Here is an 18,778-nt window from a genome sequence, read left to right on the forward strand (position 1 = left end):
TCAGCAGGGCTTGCCGACAGTCATCGCTTCGCGGAAGGCCGCGTCCTCGTCCAGGAATACCACCTCGGGACCCGCACCGACCGCATCGAAGTACCTGCTGACGAAGCAGCGGAACGATGCGCAAAGCGCGATGTCGCAAATCTGCCGGTCACTGAAACCGACCCTTCGCAGCCGCTCGATGTCTTGTTCGGTGATCCGGGACGCGTCGACTGCGATCTTCTCGGCATAGGCGAGCATTTCGACGTCGCGGTCGGAAAGGCCCGCATTGCGGAAATCCCGCTGGGCCGCAAGAACCGCCTCCTTCGAGCCGAGATCGTCGATCAACTGCCTGGCGTAAACCTGCGAGCAATAGGTCGAGGGGATGCGTTTGGCGCAGATCAGCGTGATCAGGCGCCACTCCCGCACTCCCAGCGAGAAACCGGCACGGATGCCGTTCGAAAAATCGCTGTAGAGCGGCAGCAGATCGGGACGCGCGGTGAAGCAGCTCGTCGCCTCCATGACGAAGCCGAGCTGCGATTTCTGCTTGTCGTAGATCTCGGCGATCCTGCCGGTGGCCTCTGCTTCCGATATCGTCTGCAAGAACATTCCTGGGTCTCCGGAAAAGCCGCCCCGCCGCTGGCAGGTCTAGCAAATCCGCGCCGCCGCGAAAGTCATCCATTCGGAGACTTTCTACCTCCAACCGGCAGGGACGGGTGGCCGACGGATGGCCCGCGTCCTTCGCAATTCGACATCCTTAAGTTGCAAAATAATTCAATACAACTTTTGCTTACGTTGGGTTATGTTTCATGCGCGGGCAATTGTGCCCGCACCTTCCGCTTCCGAGCGGGTTACCTCCGGCCCCCTTCCGTCTCACCACCCCCGCGGCGGAAGGGGTACCCCGGAAGCCAGATGATGAAGACGGGTCCTGCGCGCCACTCTTGCCGCCCTCGCCGTGGCGTTGCCGCCGCCCAGTATGCCGATCAGAACGTTGCCGAGCAGGGCCGTTGCCCGCGCTGGTCTTGTTGCCGCTCAGAATGCCGGAAACGACGTTTCCACACGCTCAGCCTTCCCAGCGATCGAGAAATTCCTCGATCGGCATCGCCTGCATATGCGGCACCGCGCGCGCGATCTTTTCGGGCGGCCAGTCCCACCAGGCGAGCCTTTCGATCCTCTCTGCGATCTCCGGTGTGAAGCGCATGCGCAGCCTCTTCGCCGGCGCGCCGGCGACGATCTCATAGGGCGCGACGTCCCGGCGCACCACCGCGTTGGCGCCGATCACCGCGCCGTTGCCGACGGCGACGCCGGGCAGGACGACGGCGCCGTGGCCGATCCAGACATCGTTCCCGATGGTCACGCGCTTTGCCCCGCGGCGTTCGCGAAACTCCTGGTCGACGCCCAGATACTTGAAATACTCGTTCGGCCTGTAGCTGACCTTGTGCGTCGTCACCCGCTCCAGCGGATGCTCGAGCGCGTTGATGCGCACATTGGCCGCGATCGAGCAGAACTTGCCGATCGAGGCATAGATCGCCTCGCCGTGCCGCTCGAAATAGGAATAGTCGCCGACGGTCACCTCGCGCAGGATCACACGCTCGCCGATCGAGGCATGGCGGCCGAGCTTGCACGATTTGAGCTCGGCCGTGGAATGGATGCGCGGTTCGGAATCGGATGCGATGGGCCCGGTCATCGGACTGGTTTACGCGGCGGGAACCACGCCCGCAAGCTTACCGGCGGCAACCCTCTATTGCGGCTTGCCCTTCTCCCAGGTCACCTCCTGGCCGAACAGCGGAACCGTCGATATCGCCATCTTGGCCGAACCGTCCTGGACCTGCCGGCTGTGCGAGAGATAGACCAGGGTGTCGTTTTCCTTGTCGTAGATGCGGTTCACCACCTGCTTCTTCCAGATCAGGCTTATCCCCTGCTTGAAGACCTCCTCGCCGCCTTTCGAAAGGCTGATCTCGCCGATCGATATCGGTCCGGTCTGCTGGCAGGAAATGGCGGTGTTCGACGGGTCCTCGAACCAGTTCCCCTTCTGCAGGCGGTCGATCACGCCGCGCTCGAAATAGGATATGTGACAGGTAACGCCCTGCACTTTCGGGTCCTTGACCGCTTCGACGATGATGTCGTTGCCGAGCCAGTCGACGCCGACCTCGCCGACCTGCTGCGCATCGGCCGGCGCGGCTGCGAGGAGAAGGAAGATCGGGGCGAGTGCTGCATATCTGGAAAGCATGGAGATCTCCGGACTGGATGGCGAATGCGGCTCTTCAAATGGGTCCGGCCCGGCGCCCCTGCAAGTCCGGTTGCCCGGCGGCAAGATGACATCTTTTTCCAGGCGGTGGATAGCGCTATGTTTACCCTCATGAAAACGAGCGACCTGCACGCCCGCACCATCACCGCGGCCTTACTGGGCATAATCGGCCTGGGGGCAGCCACCGGCCTTGCGTTCGCCGGCTGGATGGAGCACGGCCCCGGCATATTCATGTCGCTGATCCAGTCCGGTCTCGCCTGGTGTTTCTGACCCTGGCCACATCAAATTCAAGAGCAGTCCGATGATGCGCACCATTCTCGTAGCCATTCTTGGCATCCTGGCGGCGGCGGTCGGCTGGCTGACCTTCGATTGGTACAGCTCGCAGCAGGCCGGTCGCGCGTTCGGAGAGCCCTTCGTTCTCGTCGACCAGAATGGCGGAGAGATCACCGAGGCCGCCTTCCGCGGCGCGCCTTCGGCCGTCTTCTTCGGCTTCACCCATTGCCCCGAGGTCTGCCCGACGACCCTGTTCGAGCTGGATGGCTGGCTGAAGCAGCTCGGCGACGAGGGCAAGGACATCAAGGCTTATTTCGTCTCGATCGATCCCGAACGCGACACGCCGGAAGTGGTCGACGCCTATATCGGCAACGTCTCGGACCGCATCGTCGGCATCACCGGCGAGCCGGAGCGCGTCGCCGCCATGGCGAAGTCCTTCGGCATATACTCCAAGAAGGTCGAGCTGGAGGGCGGCGACTACACCATGGATCACACCGCCTCGATCCTGCTCCTCGACCGCGCCGGCGACTTCGCCGGCACCATCGCCTATGGCGAGAATCCGGATAATGCGATAGCGAAGCTGAAGCGCCTGGCGGCAGGCGCCTGATCCTCCTCACCGCAGGTATTCGCTTGGCCCAGACCCGTCTCCACTTCATCGCGCGGCGCCCCGCCTCCGGCGCGATGTTCAGCGCGCTCGAACTGGCCTTCGAGGAGGATGGCAACCCCCTGGCGATCATAGAGCTCGACGAAGCCGAAGGGCTGGACGAGATTTCGCTTTACGCCGAAGGCGATCCGGCCGAGATAGAGAAAAGGATGAGGGCCGTCGTCGAGCCTCACGGCATCGCGGTCGATATAGAGCGCGAGCTCCTCCCCGACATCGACTGGGTGACCAAATCGCTCGAAGGGCTGAAGCCGGTGCGCGCCGGGCGCTTCCTCGTCCATGGCGCGCATGATCGCGACAGACGCCGCATCGGCGATCTCACCATCGAGATCGAGGCCGGCCTCGCCTTCGGAACCGGCCACCACGGCACCACGGCCGGCTGCCTCGAAACCATCGCCGACGTGGTTCGCCGCGAACGCCCGCGCAACGCGCTCGATCTCGGCACGGGCAGCGCCGTGCTGGCGATCGGGCTGGCAAAGCTGGCGCATGTTCCGGTTCTGGCGACCGACATCGATCCGGTCGCGGTCAAGGTCGCCGCCGAGAATGCGAGGCTGAACGGCGTCGCCGCGCTGGTGGAATCAGCGACGGCCGCGGGCTTCCAGGATCCCGTCTTCCGCAGGCGCGGGCCGTTCGACCTGATCGTGGCGAACATCCTCGCCCGCCCGCTGATGAAGCTCGCGCCCGAGATGGCGGCGCATCTGGTGCCGGGCGGTTCGCTGATCTTGTCGGGCATTCTGGAGAGGCAGCGCAACGCCGTCATCGCCGCCTATGTCGGCCAGTCCTTCCGCCACGTCCGCACCCTGCACCGCGAGGGCTGGGTGACGCTTCACCTGAAACGCTGACGTGAAAAAGGCGGCCTCGCGAGAGACCGCCCCTTCAACCCAGTCGCGCCGCCCAAGCCCATACGGAACCGCGCCTGGGATAGCATCGAACTAGAGGTAGTACTGCGCTCCGCGGCGCTTGAGCTCGTCACGGGTGAGGCCGTGGGACTTCAGCGTCTCGTCGTCGAGCATCAGGAGCGCGCCATTGACGTAGCGTGCGGCCTGCTTTTCACGTGCCGCCATAAGAGCGTCGACCGCGTTGCGGAAAAAACCGCGACCTGCAGAATTCTGTGCCACTTTGCTTCTCCTTGCCTGGTTGAAGGAAGTTCCTTCACGATATGAAAGGTAAGTACGATTGACCTATTTTACCACCGACGATTGTGCATGGCACCCAATACTTTTTTGCATATGCGAAGAGAAATATTGCGCCGCAACATAAAATGGGCCCCGGAAAACAACTCCGCGCTACGTTGCGCAAGCCGTGGCCCGCGAGTACGTTCGGCGCGATTTCAGTCATGTTTTCCGAGGCGCGGATGTTCCAGGATTTCGAATCGCGAACCGATCCTTCCCAAGGCACCAAGCGGGTTCCGCTGTTGCGCGAGAAGCTCGCCGCCGCGGGTCTCGACGGCTTCCTCGTACCGCGCGCCGACGAGCATCAGGGCGAATATGTCGCCCCCCATTCGGAACGACTGATGTGGCTGACCGGCTTCACCGGCTCAGCCGGTGCTGCCCTCGTGCTGTCGGACCGCGCGCTCATCTTCGTCGATGGCCGCTACACGCTGCAGGTGCGCATTCAGGTCGACACGAAGATCTTCACGGTCGAAAGCCTGATCGACAATCCGCCCGCCAAATGGGCGGGCGCGAACATCGGCAAGGGAGCCAGGCTCGGCTTCGACCCCTGGCTCCACACGATCAGCGAGGTGCGCGGCCTGCGCGGCGCGCTCGAGGCGAATGGCGCGCAGCTCGTGCCTGTCACCGAAAACCCCGTCGACGAGATCTGGGAAGACCAGCCCGCGCCTCCGGCGCACAAGGTCGAGATCCAGCCGATCGGCTTCGCCGGCGAGCTCGCCATCGACAAGCTCAAGCGGCTGGCGGAGGAACTGGGCGCGGCCGGCGCCACCCATGCGGTGCTGACCGATCCGTCCTCGATCGCCTGGGCCTTCAACATCCGCGGCAAGGATGTCGCCCACACTCCGCTGCCGCTTGGCTTCGTGATCCTCGGCGCCGAGGGCCTGCCCCTGCTCTTCCTCTCGAGGAAGAAGCTGAACAGGGAGACCGAGGCCTATCTGACCCAGCTCGCCGACATCCGCCCGCCGGAAACGCTGGAGAGCGAACTGGCGCGGCTTGCGAGCGACGGCGCGAAAGTGGCCCTCGACCCTGCCCTCGCCGCCGATCGGCTGCGACAGATCGTCGAAGACAATGGCGGCGCGGTGATCACCTCGCCCGATCCGGCCCGCCTGCCGCGCGCCACCAAGAACCAGGCGGAAATCGCCGGTGCCCGCGCCGCGCATCGCCGCGACGGCGCGGCGATGACGAAATTCCTGCACTGGCTCGACACCCGCGAGCCGGGCTCGACGGACGAGATTTCGGCGGTGAAGGCGCTCGAGGGCTTTCGCGCCCGCACCGGCGAGGAAACGCAGATGCCACTGCGCGACATCTCCTTCGACACGATCTCCGGCGCCGGCCCCAACGGGGCGATCGTCCACTACCGCGTCACCACGAAGACCAACCGGAAGCTCGAGGCGGGCGAGCTCTTCCTCGTCGATTCCGGCGGCCAGTATCAGGACGGCACCACCGACATCACCCGCACCGTCCCAGTGGGCGCGCCGAGCGAGGAGATGCGCGAGCGCTACACGCTCGTCCTCAAGGGCATGATCGGCATCTCGATGCTGCGTTTCCCGCCCGGCACGCGCGGCATGGACATCGACATCGTCGCGCGCCAGGCCTTGTGGAACGCCGGCCTCGACTACGCGCATGGCACGGGCCACGGCGTAGGCTCTTTCCTGGCCGTGCATGAGGGACCGCAACGCATCGCCAAGACCGGCGTGGAAAAGCTGCTCGCGGGCATGATCCTGTCGAACGAGCCCGGCTACTACAAGGAAGGCGCCTACGGCATCCGGCTGGAGAACCTCATCGTCGTCGCGTCACCCGCGCCGATCGCCGGGGGCGACATCGACATGCATTCCTTCGAGACGCTGACGCTCGCACCCTTCGACCGCCGCATGGTCCGAGCCGACATGCTCTCGCCGGCCGAACGGCAGTGGCTCGACGACTATCACGCCCGCGTCAGGGAAGAGATCGCACCGCTGCTCGACGGCGAGGTCCGAACCTGGCTGGAAAAAGCCACCGCGCCGCTGCCGTAGCCGGCGCGGCTCGTCCTCAGAGCAAATTGCGCAGCAGGATCAGCACCACCGCGCCGCTGATGAACATCGTCATCATGCCGCCGCGCAGGGCGACGAGGCCCGCAACGACCAGTGCCGCAAGCTCGGGAAGTCCGCCGGTCGTGGCGACAGGCGCCACCAGCGTCGTCAGCACCGCCGCGGGAACGGCGTTGAGGCCGGCCTCGACGCGCGGATGGATGCGCTCGAAACGGGAGAGCACCAGATGCCCGCCCACGCGCGTGAGATAGGTCAGGACCGCGCCCGCGAGGATGATCCAGACGGTGGTGCTCATTCGGCCCTCTCCCGCACCGGCGCGAAGATTGCCGCCAGCACGATGCCGGCCAGCGCGCCGACGGAGACGTGCCAGGGCGAGCCGATCGTATAGTAGGCCGCGATTGAGGCGATGGCGCTGACGAGCACCACCGGCAGCCACATGGGGCGGCTGCGGAACTCCATCACCAGCCCGAGGAAATAGATCGGCAGCAGGAAATCGACGCCCAGCGCGTACGTATCGGGGATCATCCCGCCGAAAGCGGCGCCGATGCCGGCCTCGGCCACCCAGCAGATATAGATCGGCGTGGCCATGCCCATGTACCACGCGAAGCCCACCGGCTTGCCCTGCTCGTTCCTGCGCTCGGCCTCGGCATATTGCGGATCGACGAGGAAGAAGAAGCCGAATGCCTGCTGCAGCGTCGTCCAGCGGGTAGCCAGTGGCCCAACCGCCGCCGAGTAGAGGACGTGGCGGAAGTTGACCGCGAAGATGGAGAAGACGATGAGCCAGGGAGCGACCTTCTGCCCGAAGAGCTCCAGCCCCACCATCTGGCTGGCTCCGGCATAGATCGTCGCGCTCATCAGCACGGCTTCCCCGACGGTGAAGCCGTTGTCGACGGCGAGCGCGCCGAACAGCAGCCCGAACGGCGCCGAGGCCAGCATGATCGGAATTCCCCGGCGCATCCCGGCCAGGAATTCGCTGCCGCCGGAAGGCGCGGCACGATCGTCAATGACAGTCGACATTCGATCTCCAGAGCCTGCCACGCGCGGACAGACATTGTCCCTTCGCGACCGCCGCCTAGTCAGAGGGCGAAGAGCCGGTTCATGAAGGTGTCTTTAGGTCAGCGCGGCTGTCCTGTCACATGAATTTCCTTGAGCCAGGCTTCAACGATATGGATGGGCCGCACCACCGCTTTATCCACTCACCCGCTCGAACCATTGGTCCTCGTCGATGACCTCGATGCCGAGATCGGTCGCCTGCTTGAGCTTGGAACCCGCGCCGGGACCGGCAACGACCAGATCGGTCTTCTTCGACACCGAGCCCGCCACCTTCGCGCCCAGCCTCTCGGCCATCGCCTTGGCCTCGTCGCGCGACATGCGCTCCAGCGCCCCTGTGAAAACCACCGTCTTGCCGGCCACCGGCGAGGAGACGTCGCCCACCGGCTCCTCGTCGACCGGCGTCACCTCCTTCAAAAGCGCGTCGAGCGCCTCGCGATTGTGCGCCTCGGCGAAGAATTCGACGGCTGCTTCGGCAACGATCGCGCCGATGCCGTTGATGCCGACGAGCTCCTGCCAGGCCGAATTGCCGGGATCGCCCTTGCCCTGCGGAATCTCCGCCTCGGACGCGCCCCTTCGCAGCGCTTCGAAGGACAGGTAGTGGCGGGCGATGCGTTTGGCATTCGTCTCGCCGATATGGCGGATGCCGAGCGCGAAGAGGAAGCGCGACACCGGCACTTCGCGTCGACCGTCTATCGCGGCGAAGAGTTTCTTCACCGAGGTCGCGCCGAAGCCGTCTATGTTCTCCAGCTTGGTCAGCGAGTCGGCCTGTCTGGCCTTCAACGTGAATATCTCGGCCGGCGAACGGATGCGCAGCGACGGGTCCTCGTTGTTGAAGAAGAACTCGATCTGCTTCTCGCCCAGCCCCTCGATGTCGAAGGCGTTGCGCGAAACGAAATGGCGCAGCCGTTCGACCGCCTGTGCCGGGCAGATGAGGCCGCCCGTGCAGCGGCGAACCGCCTCCCCTTCCTCGCGCACGGCATGGCTGCCGCAGGCCGGGCATTTGTCGGGAAAGACATAGGGCTCGGCGTCGGCCGGGCGTTTTTCCGGCACGATGTCGAGGATTTGCGGGATGACGTCGCCGGCACGCTGCACCAGCACCGTATCGCCAACGCGAATGTCCCTGCCCTCGCGGATCGGCTGGCCGTTCTGGCCGATCCCCTTGATGTAGTCCTCGTTGTGGAGCGTCGCGTTCGTCACCACCACGCCGCCGACCGTGACGGGTTCCAGCCGGGCGACCGGCGTGAGCGCACCGGTGCGGCCGACCTGGATCTCGATCGCGTTGAGAACGGTCGTCGCCTTCTCGGCGGGGAATTTGTGCGCCGTCGCCCAGCGCGGGCTGCGGGAGCGGAAGCCGAGCCGTTCCTGAAGGTCGAGCCGGTCGACCTTGTAGACGACGCCGTCTATGTCGTAGGGCAGGCTCGCCCGCTCGGCCTCGATCGCCCGGTAGCGCGCCAGCATCTCCTCGACGGACCGGCAGATCGCCATGTGATCGTTGACGCGGAAGCCCCACGAGCCCAGCCGGCGCACCGCCTCGAACTGGGTCTCGGCCAACGGCGCGCTGGTCTCGCCCCACGCATAGGCGAAGAATTTCAGCGGCCGCGACCGCGTCATCTCGGGGTCCTTCTGGCGCAGGCTTCCGGCAGCGAAATTGCGCGGATTGGCAAAGGTGCGGCCGGTCTCGGCCATGCGTTCGTTGAGCGCGATGAAGTCGTCGCGGCGCATATAGACTTCGCCGCGCACCTCCACGATGTCGGGCGCGTCCGCGGGCAGCGTCTGCGGGATTTCGTCGATGGTGCGGATATTGGCGGTCACGTTCTCGCCCGTGGTGCCGTCGCCGCGCGTCGCCGCCGTCACCAGCCGGCCGCCCTCGTAGCGCAGAGACATGGAAAGCCCGTCGATCTTGGGCTCGGCGGTGAAAGCCAGTTCCCGATCCGCCGGAAAAGCGAGGAAGCGCCGCACCGAGGCGACGAAATCGGTGACGTCCTCGTCGGAGAACACATTGTCCAGCGACAGCATCGGCTTGGCATGCACGACCTGCCCGAACGTGCCCGAAGGTGCCGCGCCCACCACCCTGGAAGGTGAATCCTCGCGCACCAGTTCCGGAAATTTCACCTCGATCGCGGCGTTGCGCAGCCGAAGCGCGTCATAGTCGGCATCCGAAATCTCCGGCGCATCATCTCCATGATAGAGACGGTCGTGCCGGGCGATCTCGGCGGCAAGCGCGGCGAGCTCGTCTGCAGCCTCCTCGGCGCTCAGTTCGTCGACGGGTTTCTGGGTTTTGGACATGGTTCGAATCCGGCTGCGGTTCGAGGCTAAACTAGCCCGGTCAGTCAGGTTCTCAAGCAGCAAATGTCAGGATACCGCCGCGTTCTCCCGCAGCAATCGTTCGGCGGCCGCCCGCGCCTCCTCGGTGATCGTCGCGCCGGCCAGCATGCGCGCGATCTCCTCCTGCCTGGCGGACCTGTCCATCGCGGCGACGCCGGTCGCCACCTTGTCCGCTCCGCCGGATTTTGAGATCAGGTAGTGCGTGGTCGCCCGCGCGGCGACCTGCGGCGCATGCGTCACCGAAAGCACCTGGATGCGCTGGGAAAGCCGCGCCAGCCGCTGGCCGATCGCGTCGGCGACCGCACCGCCCACCCCAGTGTCGATTTCGTCGAAGACGAGGGTCGGGGCCGAACCGCGGTCGGCAAGCGCCACCTTCAAGGCCAGCAGGAAGCGTGAAAGCTCGCCGCCCGAAGCCACCTTCATCATCGAGCCGGGCTTGGTGCCGGGGTTGGTACGCACCCAGAACTCGACCTGATCGATGCCGTTTTCCGTGCGGTCGTCGGGCTCGGCCGAGATTTCCACGATGAACTCGGCCCGCTCGAGCTTCAGTTCGGGAAGCTCTTTCATCACCGTCCTGGCGAGCGCCTGAGCGGCACCTGTGCGCAGCGCCGAAAGGTGCGCGGCCGCCTCGTCATAGGCGCCGCGGGCCGCGACTGCGTCCTTTTCGAGCGCCGTCAGCCGTTCCTCGCCCGCGTCGAGATCGGCAAGATCCGCGACCATCGTATCGCGCAGCCTGGCGAGATCGTCGACGGCCACGGAATGCTTGCGGGCCAGCGCGCGAAGCGCGAACAGCCGCTCCTCGGCCTGCTCCAGCGCTTTCGGGTCGAATTCGGTCGCCCGCATCGCCTCGTCCACCGCCACCTGAGCGGCGTCCAGCGATATGAGCGCCTCGTCCAGCGTCTTGATGATCTCGTCGAGCAGGCCCGGCACCTCCGCCGCCTTGCGCTGCAGCCGCCGCAGCAGGCTCGCGAGCTGCGGCACGGCCGAATTCGCGCCCGACAGCACCTCCTCCGCATCCGAAATGTCGGAGGCGATCTTTTCGGCGCGCATCATCGCCGCGCGCTTCTCGGCGAGCTCGGTCTCCTCGCCGGGCTGCGGATCGAGTTTCGAAAGCTCGTCGACCGAGGCGCGCAGATAGTCGGCCTCGCGCGCGGCCGCCTCGACCTTCGCCCGATGGCGCGCGAGCGCCTGCTCGCATTCGCGCCAGTGGCGCCAGGCGCGTCCGACCGACTGCGCCTCGCCGACATGGCCGCCGAAGGCGTCGAGCAGGTCGCGATGCGCCGAAGCGTCCACCAGCGCGCGATCGTCGTGCTGGCCGTGGATTTCGACCAGGGCACGGCCGATCTCGCGCAACAGCGTCACGCTGGCCGGCTGGTCGTTGACGAAAACGCGGCTGCGCCCGTCGGAGGATTGGTTGCGCCGCAAAATCACGTCGCCGTCGTCGGAAAGCGCGTTGCCGCGCAGCAGCTCGCGCGCCGGATGGTTGGCCGGCACGTCGAAGATCGCCGTGACGCTGCCCTGGGTCGCCCCGTGGCGCACGAGCGAGGCGTCTCCCCGCGCACCGAGCGCGAGCGACAGGGCGTCAAGAAGGATCGATTTGCCGGCACCCGTCTCGCCCGTCAGCACCGAAAGGCCGGACGAGAAATCGATATCGAGCCGCTCGATCAGTACGATATCGCGGATCGACAGATGGCAAAGCATGGCCGCCGGCTGATCAACCGCCGGCGATGGCGGCGCCGGCGCGGGATATCCACGAGCCCTTGTTCTCGTTCGGCTCGAGACCGCCGGACTGAAGCAGGGCGTAGGATTCCTTGTACCACTGGCTGTCGGGATAGTTGTGGCCGAGCACCGCGCTGGCCGTCTGCGCCTCCGAGGTCAGCCCCATGGCGTAGTAGGTCTCGGTGAGACGGGCGAGCGCCTCCTCGACGTGGCGGGTGTTGGAATAGACCTCGACGACGTTGCGGAAACGCTTCGCGGCGGCGATGTACTCACGCCGCTCCTGATAGTAGCGGCCGATCTGCATCTCCTTGCCGGCGAGTTGGTCGCGGGCAAAACGGATCTTGGCCTTGGCGTCCTCGACATATTCGGATTCGGGCCAGCGCTGCACCACCTCTTCCATCGCCTCGATGGCGCGGCGCGACTCCTTTTGATCGCGCGTCACGTCCTTGATCTGGCGGAAATAGCTGAGGCCGACGATGTACTGCGCGTAGGCCGAGTCGTCGGTCGTCGGGTAGAGCGTCACGTAGCGCTTGCCCGCCGTGATCGCTTCCTCGTACTTGCCCTGGCGATAATTGGTGAACGCCGACATAAGCATCGATTTGCGGGCGAATTCCGAATAGGGATGCTGGCGGTCGATGGCGTCGAATTTCTTGGAGGCCTCGTTGAGCCTGCCGGCCTCGAGATTGGCCAGGCCCTGATTGTAGAGCGTGTCCGCCGGCTCGATGCTGTCCACGTAGGATGCGAGATCGATGTCCTTCTCGGTGGCGCATGCGCCGACCAGCAGGGGCAGCACCAGGGCCGGCACGATCATCGCCGGGAATCGACCCCGCCTGTCCGCATTGGCAGCTCGGAAGAAATTCATGATGGCTATTCGCCCCTCTGGCGCGTTCAATCTCAAATTTCGCGGCAGTCATAGATGAACTGCCGGCCCTCGGCAACGCTATCGCGGCGCAATGGCACTTTTTTGTGGCGAGAATGCCGGCGCCGCCCGTTGCCCACAGGGAAGAACCGCGACGGACGGCATTCCCGTCCGCCCGTGGCGAAATCAGATCATCCAGGGAGCGTAGACCGGCGCGTTGACCGCGACCATCTCGGCGGAGCGCCCGCGTTCGCGCCGGCTCGTTTCGACGATCTGGAAGGCGGAACGGTCCGAAAGCAGCCTGCGCAGCGCCGCCGCGTTGAGCTTGTGCCCGCCGCGATAGGAACGGAAGCAGCCGATGAAGCGTGCACCGGCAAGCGCGAGATCGCCCATGGCGTCCAGCATCTTGTGGCGAACGAATTCGTTCTTGTAGCGCAGTCCGCCCATGTTGATGACGCGGTTGTCGTCGCCAATGACGACGGAATTCTCCAGCGACGAGCCGAGCGCATAGCCCGCTGCCCACAACCGCTCCACGTCCTTCATGAAGCCGAAGGTGCGCGCCCGCGAAATCTCGGCGCGGAAGGTTTCCGGATCGATGTCGATGGCGAAGAACTGCCGGCCGATCGCCGGGCTCTCGAAGTCGATGTCGATCTCGAAACGCGTTCCGTCATACGGTCGGAATTCCGCCCAGGAGGCGCCGTTCTCGATCCTGACGGGTTTCATGATGCGGATATAGCGGCGCTTGACCGCCTGGATCTGCATGCCAGCCTGATCGAACGCTTCGACATACATCGCCGCGCTGCCGTCGAGAACCGGCACTTCCGATCCGTCGATCTCGATTGCAACATTGTCGATGCCGAGGCCGGAGAGGGCCGCGAGCAGATGCTCGACCGTCGCGACGTGAACGCCGGCCGGATCACCGAGAACGGTGCAGAGATCGGTCGCGCCGATTTCGGACACCAGGGCCCGAATCTCGCGTCCTTCGTGGCCGTCACCTACGCGCGTGAAGACGATCCCCGTATCGGGGTCGGCCGGATTGAAGTGAATGGAAACAGGCTTTCCATTGTGAACGCCAATTCCGGACAACGTAACGCGTGACTTGAGCGTCGTCTGGTACTCGTGCAAATCGATCCCCATAAGCCCGTCCCGGAAAGCGTCCGCTAGGCTGAATTATAGCGGATAATGAAACCGTTAGCTGGATCCTAACCCCACGAATCCAAGCTCGGCTGAACTCGTTGGCGAAGATAGTGACGCGGGAAAGAGACTCCAAATCACGGTTTCTTACCTCTTGTTACGACCGTTAACAATTATGTATGGGTCGTTAACTCTTTGTTATCTCTTCACCTTATGTGCGAACAGGCGGGCTGCCCGGCGCCCGCCTGTTACAATCATTCTACAGGAATTTCAACCTCAGTTAGCTTGCCGGCGCAGGAACGCCGGAATCTCCAACTGATCGTCTTCCTGGGCGACGCGCGGCTGCACCGACATGCGGCCGTGATCGTCGAGCTGGCCGCGGCGAGGCGCGTAGAGCTGGCTTTCCGGCGACGGCGCGCGGCGAGGCTCCATCTGCGGCTGCCGCAGCTTCGGCTCGCGCGGCTGCGCGGGCTGCAGCCGTGCCGGCTCTTCCTCACGCCGCGACAGGCCCTGGGTCAGCCGCTTGAGCAGGCCCATCGGGCCGCGCTCCTCGTGATCATGCTCGGGAACGCCCGCCATCTCGGCCTTGACGACCGGCGGGAAGTCCTCGACGCGCGGCATGCGCGGCGCGGCGGCGACCGGGCGCTGCTCGGGCTGCATCATGTGCTGCGGGGCCGGCTGCGGCTGGATATGCTGCTGCATGGGCGCCTGCTGCATGGGCGCGTGCTGGACGGGCGCCTGCTGCACCGGAGCGGCCTGCACGGGGGCGGCCGGCGGCGCGAAGAGCTTGCTCTGCGGGCGGAAATCGCTCTCCGTCGGTGCCTGGGCGCGCGGCGCTGCCGCGAGCTCGGCATTCATCTCGGCCACACGGATCGCCTCGGCGACCGGATCGACATGACGGGGAGCCTCGGCCGGCTGCTGGCGTGCCTCGGCCGGCTGGGCCGGACGCGGCTGCGCCGGCTTCTGCGCGGTACGGATCGAAACCGCGGGAGCGGCCATTTCCGCCATCGACTTGTCGATCCCGGTGGCGACGACCGACACGCGGATGACGCCCTCGAGTTCCTCGTCGAAGGTAGCACCCAGGATGATGTTGGCGTCCTGGTCGACTTCCTCGCGGATGCGGGTCGCAGCCTCGTCCACCTCGAACAGGGTAAGGTCGCGGCCGCCGGTGATCGAGATCAGCAGGCCCTTGGCGCCCTTCATCGAGGTCTCGTCGAGCAGCGGATTGGCGATCGCGGCTTCTGCCGCGGCCATCGCGCGACCCTCGCCGGAAGCCTCGCCGGTGCCCATCATGGCCTTGCCCATCTCGCGCATGACCGAACGGACGTCGGCGAAATCGAGATTGATCAGGCCTTCCTTGACCATCAGGTCGGTGATGCAGGCGACGCCGGAATAGAGCACCTGGTCCGCCATCGCGAAGGCGTCGGCGAAGGTGGTCTTGTCATTGGCGATGCGGAACAGGTTCTGGTTGGGGATGACGATCAGGGTATCGACGCATTTCTGCAGTTCCTCGATGCCCAGATCGGCGGTGCGCATGCGCCGCTGTCCCTCGAAGTGGAACGGCTTGGTGACGACGCCGACCGTCAGAATGCCCTTCTCGCGCGCCGCGCGGGCAACCACGGGAGCCGCGCCAGTGCCCGTGCCGCCACCCATGCCGGCGGTGACGAAGCACATATGCGTGTTGGAAAGATGATCGACGATCTCGTCGATGCACTCCTCCGCGGCCGCGCGGCCGACTTCCGGCTGCGAGCCCGCGCCGAGGCCTTCGGTGACGTGGGCGCCGAGCTGGATCAACCGGTCGGCCTTGGATTGGGTGAGCGCCTGCGCGTCGGTATTGGCCACCACGAACTCGACCCCGCGCAGACCGGCCGTGATCATGTTGTTCACGGCATTTCCGCCGCCGCCGCCGACGCCGAATACGGTAATCCGCGGCTTGAGCTCGGTGATGTCCGGCTTCTGCAGATTGATGGTCATTGTCCTCGTCCTTTTCGCCTTTCCTGCCGCTACGCCGCCGCGGCTGCCGTGGGGCTGTCCCCGCTGATTAAAAACTGTCTCTGAACCACTGACTTACGCGTTGAAAACGTCCACCGGTACCGGTGGCCAGGAAACGCAGACCACCACCCTTTCCGTACCGGCTTTCGAAACTCGCCACCTGCGGGTAGATCAGCAGACCGACCGTGGTCGCGAATGCAGGACCCTTCGCCGCTTCGGGCAAACCCGTTACTCCAAGCGGCCTTCCCAGCCGCACGTTACGCGCCATGATACGGCGCGCAGCCTCCGTCAGGCCGGTGAGCTGGCTGGCGCCGCCCGTCAGCACGACTCGCTTGCCGATCACGCTGCCGTAACCTGATTTGTTCAAACGATCACGCACGATTTCGAGCGTTTCCTCGATCCGCGCGCGAATGATCTTGTTCATCACGGCGCGGGGAAGCTGCTGCGGAACGTCGCCGTCGTCCGGCCCCATCGGCTGGATCGTAACGATGTCGCGATCGTCGTCACCGCCCGGCAGGGCCGAGCCGTGCATGACCTTCAACCGCTCCGCATGCTCCATGCGCGTCGACATGCCGCGCGCCAGGTCCATGGTGACGTGGTGGCCGCCGACCGGGATCGAATCGGCATGAACCAGCTTGCCGTCGGCGAAGACGGAAATCGTCGTCGTGCCGCCGCCCATGTCGATGCAGGCGGCGCCCATCTCTGCCTCGTCGTCGACGAGTGCAGCAAGCCCGCTGGCATAGGGCGTTGCGACCATCCGCTCGACGGAAAGATGCGAGCGGTTGATGCAGAGTTCCAGATTGCGCAGCGGCGCGGCGTCGGCGGTCATCACATGCATGTCGACGCCGAGCATCTCGCCGAGCATGCCGCGCGGATCGCGCACGCCGCGCTCCGCATCGAGCGAAAAGCCGACCGGCAGCGAATGCACCACCTCGCGCTCGGCGCGCAGCGCCTGCTTGGCGCCGGCCGCCAGCACGCGGCGGATATCGCCCTCGCCCGCCTGATGGCCGCCCAGATTGACGGTCGCCGAGAAGGTCTCGCTCTTCAACCTTCCGGCCGACATGTTGACGATCAGGGATTCGGCGGTGAGGCCTGCCATCCGCTCGGCCGCGTCGACGGCCAGCCGGATCGCCTGTTCGGCCCGGTCGAGATCGATGATGACGCCGGACTTCACGCCCTGTGATTTCTGGTGGCCGATGCCGATCACCTTGACCTGATGCGTCCTGCCGGGAAGCGCCTGGCTTTCCTCGCGCGGCTTCAGCTTGCCGACGACGCAGCAGATCTTGCTCGACCCGACGTCGAGCACGGTGACGACGCCGGAACGGCCCGCACTGCTGTCGTTCTGTCCTCCAAGCCAGCTCATATCTGACGTTCCCTCGGCTTGTAGTTTTTGCCGAGGCGCTCCTTCAGCGCCGCCTCGCGCGCGGTCGCGGCATCGGGCGTCAAGCGCACGACCAGACGATCGCCGAAGCGCATGTCGACCGACGCCACATCCCGCGACAGCAGGTCGTACTGCCTGTCGAGCGCCAGCAGGTCCGTGATCGCCGAATCGACATCGTGCTCGGGCAGCTTGATCGTGATGCCGTTGCGGAGCCGCAGATTCCAGCGGCGGTCCGAGATGCGCACATACCCCCTCACCTTCGAGGCGAGCGCCGTGTGACCGGCGATTTCGGCGACGAAGGTGGCCGCACGCGTCTCCGCGCCCTCCCCGATCACCAATGGAAGGTTCAGATGACGCACGCCGGTGAGCGGCGCGATCACCTTGCCGTCCTCCTCGATTAGGGAAAGCTGGCTGCCGCGCTGCCAGATAGCGAAGGGGGTCTTCTCGACGATCTTCACCTCCAGCGTCGAAGGGTAGACCTTGCGAACGGTCGCGCTTTCCACCCAGGGGAGGCTGCGAATGCGCTCGCGCGCCGCTTCCGCGTTGAAGCCGACCAGCGAAGTCCAGCCGTCGAGGCCGACGCGGTCGAAAATATCGATCTCGGAGGTTTCCAGATTGCCGGAAACGCGTATCTCGTCGACGGCAAAGCCGGTGCGGGCGGTCGTCGCCTGCACCATGACCGGCATATGCCCGCCCTGGACGGCGCCGTAGATTCCCGTCGCACCCAGGAAAACGGCTGAAAGGATGGTCGCGGCGAAAGGCGGCGCCTCGACCTCGCCGGACGTCATGCGCCCGAAGAAACGCGCCGGCCGGCGCAGCCAGCGCGGCAGCACGAAACTGCCGGACGCGGGAAGCCAACCGCGGCGCGCAGTGAAATCCGACCGCCCTGACCTCAACGCGAACACGAAGCGTCCTCCACCATCCAACTCAACAACTCACCAAAACCATGACCCGCCTCAGCGGCGATTTCCGGCACCAGCGACGTCGGCGTCATGCCCGGCTGCGTATTCACCTCCAGCCAGACAAGCTCGCCATTCTCGGAATGGCGGTCGTCGTAGCGGAAGTCGGACCGAGAGACCCCACGACAGCCAATCGCTTGATGCGCCCTAAGCGCCAGTGTCTGTATTTTTTGGTAAATATTCGGTGAAATTTTTGCCGGGCATTCGTGTTTTGATCCGCCCGGAACATATTTCGAATCGTAGTCGTAGAAGGAATGACCGGTCGGAATGATCTCGCACACGCCGAGCGCCACGTCGCCCATCACCGCGCAGGTCAGCTCGCGCCCGTATATGTAGCGCTCGACCATCACCTCATCACCGTAGCGCCACTCGTTCGAGGAAATCACCTGAGGCGGATGCGACTGGTCCTCCTTGACGATGACGACGCCGAAGCTCGACCCTTCGTTCACCGGTTTGACGACATAAGGCGGCCGCATCGGGTGCACGTTGCCGATCTCGAAGCGGCTCGCCACCCTCGATTCCGCCACCGGAATGCCGACCGATTTGGCGATGCGCTTGGCCTGCTCCTTGTCCATGGCAAGCGCCGAGGCGAGAACGCCAGAATGCGTATAGGGGATCTGCAGATATTCGAGGATGCCCTGGATCGTCCCGTCCTCGCCGAACGGCCCGTGCAGGGCGTTGAAGGCGACATCGGGCGCAAGATCGACGAGAACGGAGGCGACATCGCGGGAAACGTCGACGCGCGTCACCCGATAGTCTTCCGCCTCGAGCGCATCGGCACAGGCATTTCCGGAAGAAAGCGAAACAGGCCGCTCGGAGGAGAATCCGCCCATCAGAACAGCCACGTGTTTCTTCGCCATGCCCGGCAATCCCCTCTTCCGTCGGGCCTCTCTTTCACGTTTCGCCGAAGTTGAATCCGAGTCTTCCCGCGGAGGTACCGCCGGACGAAAACACGACGAGAACGCGTGCTCGACTCAAATCAGGAAACGAATCTGACCC

General features: G+C 65.2%; 18 protein-coding genes. 4 read left to right on the forward strand and 14 right to left on the reverse strand.

Annotation, left to right across the window (positions count from 1 at the left end):
* The 3 genes from XW59_RS07220 to XW59_RS07230 all read right to left on the reverse strand — a co-directional run bounded on the left by XW59_RS07220 (position 1) and on the right by XW59_RS07230 (position 2,206).
* Positions 1 to 585: an alkylhydroperoxidase gene (locus XW59_RS07220; RefSeq protein ID WP_047144170.1), complete on the reverse strand. Its 585-nt coding sequence runs from the start codon at positions 583 to 585 to the stop codon at positions 1 to 3.
* Between the two features lie 454 nt (positions 586 to 1,039).
* On the reverse strand, positions 1,040 to 1,663 hold the full coding sequence (locus XW59_RS07225; RefSeq protein WP_047144169.1) for a DapH/DapD/GlmU-related protein: 624 nt from the start codon (positions 1,661 to 1,663) through the stop codon (positions 1,040 to 1,042).
* Positions 1,664 to 1,717: 54 nt separating this feature from the next.
* A complete protein-coding gene (locus tag XW59_RS07230; RefSeq protein ID WP_047144168.1) occupies positions 1,718 to 2,206 on the reverse strand; it encodes a CreA family protein in 489 nt (162 codons plus the stop codon).
* Between the two features lie 117 nt (positions 2,207 to 2,323).
* On the opposite strand from XW59_RS07230, the gene XW59_RS29295 reads away from it, so the two are divergent.
* Genes XW59_RS29295 through XW59_RS07240 form a run of 3 tightly spaced genes read left to right on the forward strand, consistent with a single transcriptional unit; the run spans position 2,324 to position 4,000 of the window.
* A complete protein-coding gene (locus tag XW59_RS29295; RefSeq protein ID WP_170990101.1) occupies positions 2,324 to 2,494 on the forward strand; it encodes a hypothetical protein in 171 nt (56 codons plus the stop codon).
* A gap of 31 nt (positions 2,495 to 2,525) precedes the next feature.
* On the forward strand, positions 2,526 to 3,104 hold the full coding sequence (locus XW59_RS07235) for an SCO family protein (RefSeq protein ID WP_047144166.1): 579 nt from the start codon (positions 2,526 to 2,528) through the stop codon (positions 3,102 to 3,104).
* 23 nt (positions 3,105 to 3,127) lie between these two features.
* On the forward strand, positions 3,128 to 4,000 hold the full coding sequence (locus XW59_RS07240) for a 50S ribosomal protein L11 methyltransferase (RefSeq protein WP_047144165.1): 873 nt from the start codon (positions 3,128 to 3,130) through the stop codon (positions 3,998 to 4,000).
* Positions 4,001 to 4,090: 90 nt separating this feature from the next.
* On the opposite strand, the gene XW59_RS07245 is transcribed toward XW59_RS07240, so the two are convergent.
* Entirely contained in the window at positions 4,091 to 4,276 is a 186-nt protein-coding gene (locus XW59_RS07245) for a hypothetical protein (RefSeq protein ID WP_047144164.1), read from the reverse strand.
* Positions 4,277 to 4,512: 236 nt separating this feature from the next.
* On the opposite strand from XW59_RS07245, the gene XW59_RS07250 reads away from it, so the two are divergent.
* Positions 4,513 to 6,342: an aminopeptidase P family protein gene (locus XW59_RS07250; RefSeq protein ID WP_047144515.1), complete on the forward strand. Its 1,830-nt coding sequence runs from the start codon at positions 4,513 to 4,515 to the stop codon at positions 6,340 to 6,342.
* Positions 6,343 to 6,358: 16 nt separating this feature from the next.
* On the opposite strand, the gene XW59_RS07255 is transcribed toward XW59_RS07250, so the two are convergent.
* The 10 genes from XW59_RS07255 to XW59_RS07300 form a co-directional block, all read right to left on the reverse strand.
* On the reverse strand, positions 6,359 to 6,652 hold the full coding sequence (locus tag XW59_RS07255) for an AzlD family protein (protein ID WP_047144163.1): 294 nt from the start codon (positions 6,650 to 6,652) through the stop codon (positions 6,359 to 6,361).
* A complete protein-coding gene (locus XW59_RS07260) occupies positions 6,649 to 7,374 on the reverse strand; it encodes an AzlC family ABC transporter permease (RefSeq protein ID WP_047144162.1) in 726 nt (241 codons plus the stop codon). Before XW59_RS07260 ends, XW59_RS07255 begins: the two co-directional genes overlap by 4 nt.
* A 171-nt stretch (positions 7,375 to 7,545) precedes the next feature.
* Positions 7,546 to 9,696 carry an NAD-dependent DNA ligase LigA gene (gene ligA / locus XW59_RS07265; RefSeq protein ID WP_137326991.1) on the reverse strand — a complete coding sequence of 717 codons (2,151 nt, stop codon included), beginning with the start codon at positions 9,694 to 9,696 and terminating at the stop codon, positions 7,546 to 7,548.
* 66 nt (positions 9,697 to 9,762) lie between these two features.
* Complete coding sequence (recN, locus tag XW59_RS07270) at positions 9,763 to 11,436, reverse strand: DNA repair protein RecN (protein ID WP_047144160.1); 1,674 nt, start codon at positions 11,434 to 11,436, stop codon at positions 9,763 to 9,765.
* A gap of 13 nt (positions 11,437 to 11,449) precedes the next feature.
* Positions 11,450 to 12,265: an outer membrane protein assembly factor BamD gene (locus tag XW59_RS07275; protein ID WP_047144159.1), complete on the reverse strand. Its 816-nt coding sequence runs from the start codon at positions 12,263 to 12,265 to the stop codon at positions 11,450 to 11,452.
* A 234-nt stretch (positions 12,266 to 12,499) separates the two neighbouring features.
* Positions 12,500 to 13,450, reverse strand: coding sequence for a UDP-3-O-acyl-N-acetylglucosamine deacetylase (gene lpxC / locus XW59_RS07280; RefSeq protein WP_047144158.1), 951 nt, complete (start codon positions 13,448 to 13,450; stop codon positions 12,500 to 12,502).
* A 273-nt stretch (positions 13,451 to 13,723) separates the two neighbouring features.
* Positions 13,724 to 15,421 (reverse strand): cell division protein FtsZ, encoded by a 1,698-nt coding sequence (gene ftsZ, locus XW59_RS07285; protein WP_047144157.1) that lies wholly within the window; start codon positions 15,419 to 15,421, stop codon positions 13,724 to 13,726.
* A gap of 67 nt (positions 15,422 to 15,488) precedes the next feature.
* Positions 15,489 to 16,802 (reverse strand): cell division protein FtsA, encoded by a 1,314-nt coding sequence (gene ftsA / locus XW59_RS07290; RefSeq protein WP_047144156.1) that lies wholly within the window; start codon positions 16,800 to 16,802, stop codon positions 15,489 to 15,491.
* The gene (locus XW59_RS07295) at positions 16,799 to 17,725 is read right to left on the reverse strand and encodes a cell division protein FtsQ/DivIB (protein WP_047144155.1); all 927 of its coding nucleotides are present in this window, start codon (positions 17,723 to 17,725) and stop codon (positions 16,799 to 16,801) included. Before XW59_RS07295 ends, ftsA begins: the two co-directional genes overlap by 4 nt.
* Positions 17,713 to 18,639, reverse strand: a complete 927-nt coding sequence (locus XW59_RS07300) for a D-alanine--D-alanine ligase (protein WP_047144154.1) — start codon at positions 18,637 to 18,639, stop codon at positions 17,713 to 17,715. Before XW59_RS07300 ends, XW59_RS07295 begins: the two co-directional genes overlap by 13 nt.
* Between the last annotated feature and the right edge of the window lie 139 nt (positions 18,640 to 18,778).

It is taken from the genome of Aquamicrobium sp. LC103, assembly GCF_001014615.2.
Lineage (GTDB): Bacteria > Pseudomonadota > Alphaproteobacteria > Rhizobiales > Rhizobiaceae > LBCQ02.